A 12,372-nucleotide genomic window follows, 5' to 3' on the forward strand; every position below is an offset into this window, starting at 1 on the left:
TTGATAGCTGCTTGCGCAGTTCTATCTAGGGCTGGAGACCGATTTGGCTTGAATTCCGGCAGCGCCACCGCGCAGGGGTTGCAGTAGCGCCCGCGCGCCGGCCTGGTCGACCTCGTGCATCAGCGCCAGCAGGCGGCCAATCTCGCCCTTGGGAAAGCCCTGGCGCGCAAACCAGTCCAGGTAGGCGCTGGGCAGATCGGCCAGCAGCCGGCCCTTGTACTTGCCGTACGGCATGGACAGGGTGACCAGGCGCTCCAGCTGCGCCGACGCGCCGGGCGGCGCAGCGCCCTGCTCTGCCGCGCCCTCGCCCTGCACCACGACCGGTCAGCCCAGCGCCTTGACCAGGCGGTGCACGCCTTCGCGGATCTTGGCATCGTCGGCAGTGGCGAAGGACAGGCGCAGTGTGGCCGGGTCGGCGTTGCTGGCGTAGAAGGGCGCGCCCGGCACGAAGGCCACGCCCTCGGCCACGGCGCGCTCGTTCCACGCTTTGGCGTCTTTCAACGCGCCGCCAGCGCCCGTGAGGCGCGCCCACACGAACAAGCCGCCCTGCGGTCGCACAAACTCGAGCCGGTCGCCCAGGCCAGCGCTGAGCGCGTCGCACATGGTGCGGGCGCGCTGGCCGTAGGCGGCGCGCGCGTGGTCAAGCGTGGCTGCCATGCGGCCCGCGGCCAGGTACTGCGCGGCGGTGGTCTGCGCCAGCGTGCTGCTGTTGGCGTCGCTGAACTGCTTGCACATGACGGTGCGCGCCAGCAGATCGGGCGGTGCAATCAGCCAGCCCAGGCGCAGGCCGGCGGACAGAATCTTGGACAGCGAGCCGCAGTGCACCAGGTAGCCGCGGCTGCCCGGCACCTCTTGCGACAGCGCCAGCAGGGTGGGCGGCGGCGGTGCGTCAAAGTACAGATCGCCATAGGGGTCGTCTTCGATCACCAGGGTCTGGGTGCGCGCGGCCATTTCCAGCACACGCCTGCGGCGCTCCAGCGTCAGCGTGGCGCCGCTCGGGTTGCCGAAGGTGGGGATGAGGTAGACCAGCTTCGGCTGGTGCTGCTCGACCAGCTTTTCCAGCACATCGACCCGCACGCCGTCGGCGTCGATCGGCGCGGTGATGACCTCGGCACCATAGAGACGGAAACACTGGATGGCGGCCAGAAAGGTCGGCCCTTCGACGATGACCTTGTCGCCGGGCGAGATCATGCATTTGGCCAGCAGGTCCATGCCCTGCTGGCTGCCGGTGGTGACGATGAGTTGCTCGGCCTTGACGTCAGTCGCGCCCTTGGCCCGCATGAAGGCGGTCAGCTGTTCGCGCAGTGGCATGTAGCCTTCGGTCGCGCCGTAGGCCAGCGCGGCGGCGGTGTCTTGCTTGAGCGCCGCGTTGGCCGCCTCGGTGATGCCGGGCGCATCGCACAGCGTCACATCGGGAAAGCCGCCGGCAAAACTGACGATGCCGGGCTTGCCCAGCAGCTTGAAGAGTTCACGAATGGCGGAAGTTTCGACGTTGTCGAGGCGTTGGGCAAAGGTCAGGGGCATCGGTGCGCTCTATGGGGTCGTGCAGAGACCGGGAATGTTAGCGCGTGGCTGTAACCATCCGGTCGGGCGTCTTGGCCACGGCGCTCACGACCGCACCCGGCGGTGGCCCCACGTCTCGCGCCTGGCTGTCGGGGCGCGTCAAGAGATCGGTTTAGCGCGGCGAGGCGGCGTTCTCGGTCGTCGGCTCCGCAGAAGGCAGTGCCAGCGTCGCGGTTGATTCACCCACCACCGCTGGCAACGCCGACGGCGCAGACAAAGGCACCGCAATGCGCTGGTGGCCATGCAAGGCCACATACTGCCCATCCAGCCACAGCGCAACCGGCCAGTTGTTGGCCCGCAAAACGTGCTGCTCACGCTGCAGCTGATCGACCGTGCTGACCTGGCGCAGACCGGGCGCCCGCTTGAACGCCCGTTCGACGAATGCGATGTTGCGCGGCTCGTATTTGGTGGGAGCCTTGTCTTCAGCGCCCACGATCAACACGTCGCCGCGGGTTTGCATTGCCGGCAGCAGCACCTCGTTGAGCGCCCGGGGTGTCAAGGTGTCGCAGCCAAGCAGGTAGAGATTGGGCGCCGCATCGGTCTGGTTCAGGCTGACGGACAGCAGTTGGTGCATCTGCTGCCTGGACAGCGACACCAGCTCGCCGGCGAAGAACCCGTTCTCGTGGTGCCCCGACACCACAACGGAATGCCAGCGCCGGCCGTCGGTCACCAGGTCGTTCAGCTCGTTCAGCAAGGTGTCGCCCACATAACCTTCCAGCGCGGCCACCCGATCAAGCTCGCTCTGGCGCAGTCCATCGCCCACGGCATCGCAGGCGGCGGCATTGGTACCGGGCTCGTCGGTCGCGCAATCGAGCGCCAGCTTGGTCAGGCGCTCGTTCTCGGTGCTGGCACGTGAGGCCCGCTCGCGCTGTGCCTGCGGCAGGCGCGCGTACGACGGAATGATCCACAGTTTTTCGCCGGGCGCCAGCGTGCGCTGCACCGCCTGGATTTCTGGGGGCGCATTGTTGGTATCGACAAACAGCACGTCCGCTGCAGCGGGGTGGCTCATCGCCCACACCATGCCGACCGCCACCAAGGTGCGAAGAAGGAAAGGCAGGTGTGAACGGGCTCCTGCCCCGTCCCCTGCAGCGAACGCAATGCTTCTGGAGTGCTTCATTTTTTGGAGCGCTGGACAGACGCACCCATTCTCCACAACCCGCGTGCTTGTGTCCGGGGCGATGCGGCAAACTGCATCTTTTGTTCCCTGAGCGGCAATGCGTCACACGGGATCGGCACCGCCACCACAGTCGATGCTGTAGACCCCGTTCGACGACAACCGCCCCCTGGTCACGGACCCACGCATGACACCGCAACAGATCGACACCTTCTTCGCCACGCTGCAGGCCGCCAACCCGATGCCCGCCAGTGAGCTGGAATACACCAGCGTGTTCGAACTTCTGACTGCGGTTCTGCTGTCCGCCCAGGCCACCGACGTCGGCGTCAACAAGGCGACGCGGCGCCTCTTTCCCGTAGCCAACACGCCAGCGACGATCCTTGCGCTGGGCCAGGAGGGGCTCGAAAGCCACATCCGAACGATCGGGCTGTATCGCAGCAAGGCCAAGCACTTGCTGGAAACCTGCCGCATCCTGGTCGAACGCCACGGCGGTGAAGTGCCGGGCACCCGCGCCGAACTGGAAGCCCTACCGGGCGTTGGCCGCAAGACCGCCAATGTCGTCCTGAACGTCGCCTTTGGCGAGCCGACCATGGCGGTGGATACGCATATCTTTCGTGTGAGCAATCGGACGGGGCTTGCGCCAGGCAAGACGCCGCTGGCCGTGGAATTGAAACTGCTCGAGCGTGTGCCCGAAAAATACCTGCCCCACGCCCACCATTGGCTCATCCTGCACGGCCGCTACGTCTGTCAGGCGCGCCGCCCGAAGTGCTGGGAATGCGCGGTGGCGAGCTGCTGCGATTTCGAACCGAAAGTCCGCGCAGAGCGCTGACCCGCCATCGATCCTCCAGCCGAATCGAGCTTGCTGATTCGGCGCCGCTCGCGGCCGGGGTCGCGCTGCGCACCAGCTGCCAGGAAACTACACAGGGTACTCATGCGGTGTGGTCGGGGCATTTTCCGTATGCCTCGGCTTCCAACCAATACGGCACGCAGGCTGCGGATCGAAGCTGCTCGTCGCAACAGGGTTGAGTGACCAAGATGCTGATTGGCAGCCTGTCCGGAGGTCCTAGGGAAAACCCGAGAAAAGACCGCAGGATTGATTTGCTCCCTCTAGCCTGCTCGTTCACAAATTTCCAATATATGGAAATCTAGATTCAGAATAAGGAACATCCTACGATGAAACGCTTCTGGTCGTTGAATCGCGATGTCCTCTCCTTCTGCCGCTCGGTTTCATTCTGAAACGCCGCGCCCGCACCGACGCCCTGATCGGTGCGTCATACCGGTACTGGCTCTGAATTTCGGCGCGCGTGCCCTTTCACTTGCAGCCCGATTGAGGATCGCGCCACTGGCAGGCAGCAATTTCCGCAGCCGAGTTGCTGCCCGCACATCTGGCCGACCAGTCCAACTGAAAGTCTGCCGATGAAAACCGACCCATCTCCGCAAGTCGTGGCTGCGCATCCCGCGCGCCCTGAGCCGCGACTGACCGCCGCTCATTGGGGCGTCTACGAAGCTGTGGGAGAAGGCGACGCGATGCACCTGAAGGGTTTCGTGGGCGATCCCTCACCCTCACCCATCGGGCTGTCGATGTTGGACGCTGCGCGCGGGCCGGTGCGGGTGCGCCGCCCCGTCGCGCGGCAGAGCTGGCTGGCGGCGCGGCGCGCCGGACAGCCGCAGGTGCACGGCGAGCGCCGCGGCGACGAGCCTTTCGTCGAAGTCTCGTGGGAAGAGGCGCTGGACCTTGTCGCGCACGCCATCGAAGAAGTCCGCAGCGAGCATGGCAACGAATCGATTTTTGGCGGCTCCTACGGCTGGTCAAGCGCTGGGCGTTTTCACCACGCCCAGAGTCAGGTGCACCGCTTTCTGAACAGCGTGGGCGGCTATGTGCGCCATGCCGATTCGTACAGCCTGGGCGCCGCGCGGGTTCTGCTGCCACACATCGTCGCGCCGATCGACGAGCTCTTCGTCAAGCACACCAGCTGGCGTGTCATGGCGCGCCATACGCAACTGTTCGTGACATTCGGCGGTGTTCCGGCAAAGAATGCCCAAGTCAGCTCGGGTGGCGCCACGGCGCATGTCGTGGATCAAGGCCTGCGCGACATGGCGTCGGCGGGTGTGCGTTTCATCAATGTGAGCCCGGTGTCGGACAACCTGGATACGGGCGGTCCGGTCGAATGGCTGCCGATCCGACCGCACGCGGACACGGCGCTCATCCTGGCGTTGTGCCACACGCTCCTGACGGCCGAGTTGCACGACCGGACCTTCCTCAGCACGCATTGCGTCGGATTCAACAAGGTCGAAGCTTACCTGCTTGGCCACACCGACGGCCAACCCAAGGACGCCACCTGGGCCGCCGCGCTGACCGAGTTGCCCGTTGGCCGCATCATCGCGCTTACGCACGACATGGCGGCTGCGCGCACGATGCTGAACATCTCGTGGTCACTGCAGCGCTCGCACCATGGCGAACAACCGTTCTGGGCGCTGATCACGCTGGCGGCGATGCTGGGGCAGATCGGTCTGGCGGGCGGCGGCTTTGGCGTGGGCTACGGCACCACGAACATGATCGGTAACGACAACCTGCGCATCCCCGGCCCCACGCTGCCGCAGGGCCGCAATGCGGTGGGCGCTTTCATTCCGGTGGCGCGCATCGCCGACATGCTCGAGCGACCCGGTGAGGCGTTCGACTACAACGGTGCTCGGCACCGCTACCCCGACATTCACCTGATCTACTGGGCGGGTGGCAACCCGTTTCACCACCATCAGGATCTGAACCGCCTGCACCGGGCGTGGCAGACCAAACCGCGGACGATCATCGTACACGAGCAGTACTGGACGCCGACCGCCAAGCTCGCCGACGTGGTGCTGCCAGCCACCACCTCTTTGGAGCGTGAGGACATCGGCTACGCCTCACGTGAGCGCTTCATGATCGCCATGAAACCACTCCTCGCGCCTGTGGATGGCGCACGCGACGACTACGCCATCTTCTGCGATCTGTCGGCGCGGCTGGGGGCATTTGACGCCTTCACCGAAGGCCGCGACGCCCATGGGTGGTTGCAATGGATGTACGCGGAGTCCCGCAACAAATGCCGGGAGGCTGGCGTGAACCTGCCGGACTTCGGCACCTTCTGGCGCCAGGGCACGATCGATCTGGCCGAACCAGAAGCCGAGGTCGTGATGTTCGCGGACTTCCGCACCGATCCGCTCGCGCACCCCTTGAACACGCCCAGCGGCAAGTTGGAGCTGTTCAGCGAGCGCATCGCTTCATTCGGCTATGCCGACTGCCCCGGTCAGGCCACGTGGATGGAGCCTGTGGAATGGCTTGGCAATGCCGCAAGCGACCGGCACACACTGCATCTGTTGAGCGACCAGCCCCACACCAAACTGCACAGTCAACTTGATCACGCCGCCTACAGCCAGGCCAACAAGGTCGGCGGCCGCGAGCCGGTCACGCTTTCACCGCAGGATGCCGCTGCCCGTGGATTGACCGATGGCGACGTTGTGCGCATCTTCAACGCGCGCGGCAGTTGCCTCGCTGCCGTGCGCATCTCGGACGCGCTGCGCACGGGGGTAGCGCGCCTGTCCACCGGCGCCTGGTACGACCCGGCCTCTTGGCGCGCGGGCGCCATCGGGCCCGACAAGCACGGCAATCCCAACGTGCTGACGTTGGACATGGGCGCGTCGAGCCTGTCTCAGGGTTGCATCGCGCAGACCTGTCTGGTGCAAATCGAACGCTACGACGGCCCGCCACTGGCGCCCACCCCGTACCAGCTTCCCGAGATCGTGGCGGACTTGGAGCCTGCAGCATGACTTCGCATGAGTGCGATGGCCCCAGTGAGCAACTGCGCCAACCATCCCGATCTTTCACATCAATTTTTTTCAGGAGACACCCATGACCCGACCCGATAGATCACGATTGCTGGTTCCGCTGGCCTTGTTCGCGCCATCACTGCTGCTCCCGGCGGCCGCACGAGCGCAGGCCCCGTGGCCTTCTCAGCCCATCAGACTCGTGGTTCCGTTCCCGCCTGGCGGCTCGTCCGACATCCTGGGCCGCTTGATTGCCGAGCACCTTGGCAAGACGCTCAACGCCAACTTTTTCGTGGACAACAAGCCGGGAGGAACGACACAGATCGGCACCGATTTCGTTGCCGCTGCGCCACCCGACGGCCAGACCCTGTTGCTGGGAGCGGCCTCGAGTTTTACCGTGCTGCCGCACCTGCGCAAGCTCCATTATTCGATCGACAGCTTCGAGTGCGCCGGCGGCATTGCCGACTACATCGCCGTGATGGCGGTGCGCAAGACACTGCCCGTGAAGTCGGTCAAGGAATTCATCGCCTACGCGAAGGAAAACCCGGGCAAGCTGTCGTTCGGCTCGGCGGGCGAAGCCTCAGCGGGCCATGTTTACGGTCTGACACTGGCGCGAGACACGGGCACCAAATTCCTGCATGTCCCGTTCCGCGGCTCGGCCGCCGCCGTGAATGCCTTGGTTGCAGGCGAGATCGATTTCATTATCGATGGCGCCGTCACGCCCATGGTGAAGGCCGACCGCGTCGAGCCCCTCTGCGTGATGTACCGCAAGCGCCATCCGGATCTGCCCAAGGTGCCCACGCTGCACGAAGCCGGGTTTGACATCTCCACATCGAAGGGCGCGGGCTGGGGCCTGCTCGCGCCCAAGGGCACGCCCGCGTCCGTCATGGACAAACTGTCCGAAGGACTCGAAAAGGTGCTACAGCAAAAGTCGGTTCAGGACGCGCTGATCCGTGCGAACTCCATCGCTTCGTGGCAAACGCCCGAGCAATTCCGCCAGGCCACTGCCGCCGATTACAAGATGAATGGCGAGTTGCTGCCGTCCATCGGCATCCGCGGCAGCTGACCCCGGTGACCACCCTCCCATGGACCACTTGAACGATCCCTCTATGACGACAGTGCCTGCTCCCCACCAGACGGTGCGTGAAATCCTCCATCCTCAGAGCGTCGCCATCGTCGGCGCGTCCGACAGCGAAGCCAAATGGGGGGGCCGATTGCTGCGCTATATGCTCCGCCACCGTCACGACGGCCCGCTCTACCCCATCAATGCGCGCGCGACCGAGCTGATGGGCTTGCCGGCCTATCCGTCTGTGCGCGACTGTCCGGGCTCCGTCGATCTCGCCATCCTATTGGTACCGCGAGAGCACATTCGTGCCGCCATCGAAGACTGCATCGCCAAGAAGGTCGGTTGCGCACTGTGCATCACCGCCGGCTTCGCCGAGACAGGCCCCGAAGGCCGCGCCGACGAGGAAGAACTCGTCGCGCTTGCGCGCAGCGGCGGCGTGCGCCTGATCGGCCCCAACTGCATGGGCCTGATGAACGCGCACCACAACCTGTGCGCCACCACGGGCGTGGTCATGGGCAGCATCGAGCAGTTGCCGCGCGGCGGCATTGGCATGGCCAGCCAGAGTGGTGCGCTCATGGGCGCGATGATCTCGCGCGGCATCGACGTGGGCGCTGGCTTCTCGTCTACCATTTCCGTGGGCAACCAGGCGGATCTGGGCCTGAACGACTTCTTCGAGTACCTGATCGACGACCCGCTGACCGACGTCATCTGTCTGTACATGGAGGGTGTGAAGGACGCCGAACGCTTTACCGCCTTGCTGGCGCGCGCAGCGGCCGCGGGCAAGCCGGTCTGCATCGCCAAGTCCGGCCGCAGCGAAGCCGGCGCGAAAGCAGCTGCGTCGCACACAGCCAGCTTGGCGGGCGCTTGGCCCGCGTTCGAGGCGACCTGTCGCCGCTGGGGCGTCTACCTGTTCGAGAACATCTACGATCTGCTGCAAGGCGCCCAGCTTCTCCAGCGTGGCAAGCGCTGCCATACGAACCAGGTTGCGGTGTTCTCGGGCTCGGGCGGCGGTGGGGCATTGCTGGTCGATGCGCTTGAAGCACACGGGCTGGCACTGCCGGCGCTCTCCGCCGAGACCGAAGCCGCGGTTGCCGACGTCCTGCCCGCCACGCATCGTCAGTTGCCGTTCGACTTTGGCATGCTGAACCACATGGTGCCGCCCGATCCGGACGTGGCAGGCGGTTCGGTCGGCATTGCGCTGGATCGTGCCATGCACGACCCGGCGGTGGGCGCGGGCATGCTGCTGCTAACCACGCAACCAGGGCAGGAGCGCGTCGTTGAAGCCGCCATCGCCGCGGCCGACCGCAGCGACAAGCCGCTGCTGTTCGTTCAGGGCGCCGGCAACCACGGCGACATCGCGCGCCGCATGCTGCGCGATGCGGGTCAGGGCTACTTCGACAGCACGCACGATGCACTGGCGGTGCTGCAGGCATTCGCCGAGCGCACCGAACCTGAACCACCCGCGTGCGCGGCCGCGCCACCCGCGCTGCCCGTTGACCTGAAACCAGGGTTCCAGACCGAGCCGGCAGCACGCCGCTTGCTGGAGGCAGCGGGCATTCCTACCACGCGCTGGCGGGAAGCCACGGATGTCGATGGCGCTGTGCAGGCTGCGCGCGAGCTGGGCGGCGCCGTGGCCATCAAGGCGGTGAGCGCCCAGATCGTGCACAAAAGCGACATTGGCGCGGTCCGTCTGGGCATCGAGGGCGACGACGCAGTTCGAGCGGCGTGCGAGGCCATAGCAGAGGCCGCTCGTCGTGCTGGCGTGCCAGGGCTGGATGGCTACCTCGTCACCGAGATGTGGAAGGCCGACGCCGAGCTGATCCTGGGCATCCAGCGCGATCCGGACTTTGGCCCGCTGGTCATGGTTGGCGCCGGCGGTGTGCTGGTCGAGCTGATGAAGGATGTGCAGCTTACGCCCGCGCCGGTTTCGCATGCCACCGCGCGCGCCATGCTGGAGCGCTTGCGCAGCCTGCCGCTGCTCACAGGCTACCGCGGGCGTCCGCCGGCCAACCTTGATGTCGTCGCAGACGCCATCGTCCGCCTGGGCCAGCTCGCCATGAGCGGAGATGGCCGCGTGCTCGAACTCGACATCAATCCGCTTTTTGTGGCCGGTGACCGCATCGCGGCCGCCGACGCCCGGGCCACGCTGGCCTGACCTCAGTCACTCAAGGAGACACCTCGCATGTCCGCTGTACTTTATGAATCCAAAGATGGCGTCGCCATCATCACGCTCAACCGCCCCGAGGCGCGCAACGCCATCAACAACGAGGTCGTCCAGCTCATGCAGCAGGCCTGGCAGCGTTTCGAACGCGAGGACGATCGCGTCGCGGTGCTGGCCGCCGCAGGCGATCTGGCCTTCTGTGCCGGCGCCGACCTGAAGGACATGCCGCGCGACATCTGGCTGACCATGCCCAACCTTTCCGTCACCTGCGACAAGCCCATCATCTGCGCGATCAACGGCGTGGCGGTGGGCGCGGCTTCGACCATGGTCATGCTGGCCGACATGGCCGTGGCCGAGGAACAGGTGCAGTTCATCTACCCGGAAGCCAAGATCGGCGCGTTTGCCGGTGTGATGGCGGGCTTTCCGCCCCGCTTACAGTACAAGGCGGGCCTCGAATGGCTGATGACCGGCGACCCGATCAGCGCCCAGCGCGCCTACGAGATCGGCCTAGTCAACCGCGTCGTGCCCAAAGGCCAGGCGCTGACGGCCGCTATGGAGATCGCCAACAAGATCGCGGCCAACGCCCCGCTGGTCGTGCAGGCCATGAAGCAGATCGCGCGCAACACCCTGCCCCAGTCCCCCACCGAACGCTACTACCCCCAGCGCCGCCTGCTGGACGGCATTGCCAACAGTGAAGACATCCAGGAAGGCGTCGCTTCTTTTCGCGAAAAGCGCGCGCCGCGCTTCAAAGGCGCCTGAACCGACAACCACTCAAGGAGACCCAACACCATGTTTACCGCCTCACGCCGGACCACGCTCGCCCTCATGGGCACCTGCCTCCTGGTCAGCACCAGCGCCTTCGCAGCCGACACGGCCGCCTGGCCCTCCAAGCCCATCCACTTCATCACGCCCTATCCGCCGGGGGGGTCGTCCGACATCATCACGCGCTTCATTGGCGACCGCGTGTCCAAGGCTCTGGGCCAGCCGGTCATCGTGGAAAACAAGCCCGGCGCCGGCGCGATGCTGGGGACCGAATATGCATCCCGCCAGGCACCCGACGGCTACTCCTTTTTCGTCGGCCCTACCGCGACGGTGGCGGTGGCGCCCTACATCCGCAAGACCACCTATACGTGGGAAAACTTCGTCCCTGTGGCCAAACTCAGCTCATCCTACGGCCTGATCTCCGCGCGAAAAGACGCGCCCTTCAACAACTACAAGGAATTTGTCGCGGCCGCCAAGGCCAACCCGAACAAGTTCACCTTCGCCTCCAACGGCGTCGGCTCCATCGTGCACCTGACGGGCGTGCTGCTGCACAAGCAGACTGGCATTCAGGTCACGCACGTGCCGTACAAGGGCGCCGTGGAATCCATGACCGACATGATGGGCGGGCGCATCGATGTCATGTACGACCCGGTGCCCGCGCCGCGCGTGAAAGCCGGTGAGCTCAAGGGCCTGGCCACCACCAGCGACCAGCGCAACCCCGACCTGCCCAACATCCCGACGTTGAAGGAGCAGGGGTTTGAAGTGAGCGCACCAAGCTGGTTCGGCCTGTTCGCACCCAAGGGCACGCCGGACGCCATCGTTGCTCGCATGGCCGCCGAAGCCCAGAAGGTCCTGGCGCAGCCCGGCGTGCGTGAACAGCTGCAGCTGTCCGCCATGTACCCCGACTATGAGGGGCCTGCCGAATTCGCCAAGCGCGTGCGACGCGACGCGAACTACCTCAAGGACGTGATCCAGAAAGAAGGCATCAAAGCCGAATGAAGCATCACGCCCGGGTAGGGCGTGCGCTGCCGGCGGACAAGCCCTCTGACGCACGCGCCGCCCGGCTCTGAGTCGAGTCGCCTTCGTTGCCTGCCCGCGCTCGGCTTCCGGTCATATGGCTTTTTCCGGACTCTGGTTGCGAGCACCCACTGGTCGGTCAAATCCGGTCATATCTCACAGTCAATTCACATTCATACCCAATCAAGTAGCACTTTATTACTCTTTCGAATTCGATAATCCTGACTGAGAGCAAGGGCATTTTTCTTGCACTTTGGTTTTCAAATTCTCGCTTCGAAAGGTGCATCTTGATTCAGCTCATCCGGCAACTCTGGGAACGTTCGACGGCACCTGCCCGGACGGAAGGGCCCGCCAACAAAAGCCCGGTTCCCAACGCACCCAAGGCGCCTTCCGGTAGATCGTCGAAAGCGCGCCCAGCAGCAGCCAGCGGGGTGATTCAGGTGACTGCGCCACTGCGCACCGGTATCCGGCACAACCGCAAGCTGCGCAGCATTCTGCACGATGAGCACGACCAGCTAACGCTGCAGCTGGAAATCATCCGCACTGCACACGAGGCGCGCGACTACCTCAATACCGCCCTCACGCTGCAGCGTTTCAGGTCTGGATTGAACGCGCATGTGCTGAAGGAAAATGTACATCTTTATGCTTACCTTCAGCAATACCTCCCTCACGACTCGGAGGAAGCCCTGCTGATGCACGAGTTCCGACGCGAAATGCACGGTGTCACGCGGCAGGCACTGGCCTTTCTCAAGCGTTACGACGCACCCGGCGCCCTGAATGCCGACTCGCACGAAGCCTTCGCCCACGACGTGGAAGAACTGGCCGAGTTGCTCGCCAAGCGGATCGAGAACGAAGAGCGCTTCCTGTACCCGTTGTACGGCTAGCGCGACT

Annotated in this window: 10 protein-coding genes; 7 read left to right on the top strand and 3 right to left on the bottom strand. The window is 65.1% G+C overall.

Annotation, left to right across the window (positions count from 1 at the left end; genetic code table 11):
* Positions 1-21: 21 nt before the first annotated feature.
* The 3 genes from FVQ98_RS00200 to FVQ98_RS00210 form a co-directional block, all read right to left on the bottom strand.
* Positions 22-258, bottom strand: a complete 237-nt coding sequence (locus tag FVQ98_RS00200; RefSeq protein WP_255507581.1) for a DUF3820 family protein — start codon at positions 256-258, stop codon at positions 22-24.
* Positions 259-324: 66 nt separating this feature from the next.
* A complete protein-coding gene (locus tag FVQ98_RS00205) occupies positions 325-1,518 on the bottom strand; it encodes an aminotransferase-like domain-containing protein (RefSeq protein ID WP_187265595.1) in 1,194 nt (397 codons plus the stop codon).
* A 157-nt stretch (positions 1,519-1,675) separates the two neighbouring features.
* On the bottom strand, positions 1,676-2,572 hold the full coding sequence (locus tag FVQ98_RS00210; RefSeq protein ID WP_147911412.1) for a hypothetical protein: 897 nt from the start codon (positions 2,570-2,572) through the stop codon (positions 1,676-1,678).
* A 292-nt stretch (positions 2,573-2,864) separates the two neighbouring features.
* On the opposite strand from FVQ98_RS00210, the gene nth reads away from it, so the two are divergent.
* The 7 genes from nth to FVQ98_RS00245 all read left to right on the top strand — a co-directional run bounded on the left by nth (position 2,865) and on the right by FVQ98_RS00245 (position 12,365).
* On the top strand, positions 2,865-3,506 hold the full coding sequence (gene nth / locus FVQ98_RS00215; RefSeq protein WP_147911413.1) for an endonuclease III: 642 nt from the start codon (positions 2,865-2,867) through the stop codon (positions 3,504-3,506).
* A gap of 587 nt (positions 3,507-4,093) precedes the next feature.
* The gene (locus tag FVQ98_RS00220) at positions 4,094-6,478 is read left to right on the top strand and encodes a molybdopterin-dependent oxidoreductase (RefSeq protein ID WP_147911414.1); all 2,385 of its coding nucleotides are present in this window, start codon (positions 4,094-4,096) and stop codon (positions 6,476-6,478) included.
* A gap of 82 nt (positions 6,479-6,560) precedes the next feature.
* Complete coding sequence (locus tag FVQ98_RS00225; protein ID WP_147911415.1) at positions 6,561-7,541, top strand: Bug family tripartite tricarboxylate transporter substrate binding protein; 981 nt, start codon at positions 6,561-6,563, stop codon at positions 7,539-7,541.
* A gap of 28 nt (positions 7,542-7,569) precedes the next feature.
* A complete protein-coding gene (locus FVQ98_RS00230; protein ID WP_222707531.1) occupies positions 7,570-9,696 on the top strand; it encodes an acetate--CoA ligase family protein in 2,127 nt (708 codons plus the stop codon).
* A 27-nt stretch (positions 9,697-9,723) separates the two neighbouring features.
* Positions 9,724-10,461: an enoyl-CoA hydratase/isomerase family protein gene (locus FVQ98_RS00235; protein ID WP_147911417.1), complete on the top strand. Its 738-nt coding sequence runs from the start codon at positions 9,724-9,726 to the stop codon at positions 10,459-10,461.
* A gap of 30 nt (positions 10,462-10,491) precedes the next feature.
* Entirely contained in the window at positions 10,492-11,463 is a 972-nt protein-coding gene (locus tag FVQ98_RS00240) for a Bug family tripartite tricarboxylate transporter substrate binding protein (protein WP_147911418.1), read from the top strand.
* Between the two features lie 305 nt (positions 11,464-11,768).
* Positions 11,769-12,365 carry a hemerythrin domain-containing protein gene (locus tag FVQ98_RS00245; protein WP_187265576.1) on the top strand — a complete coding sequence of 199 codons (597 nt, stop codon included), beginning with the start codon at positions 11,769-11,771 and terminating at the stop codon, positions 12,363-12,365.
* Positions 12,366-12,372: the final 7 nt, after the last annotated feature.

The sequence above is a fragment of the Ottowia flava genome (assembly GCF_008017535.1).
Taxonomy (GTDB): Bacteria; Pseudomonadota; Gammaproteobacteria; order Burkholderiales; family Burkholderiaceae_C; genus Ottowia; species Ottowia flava.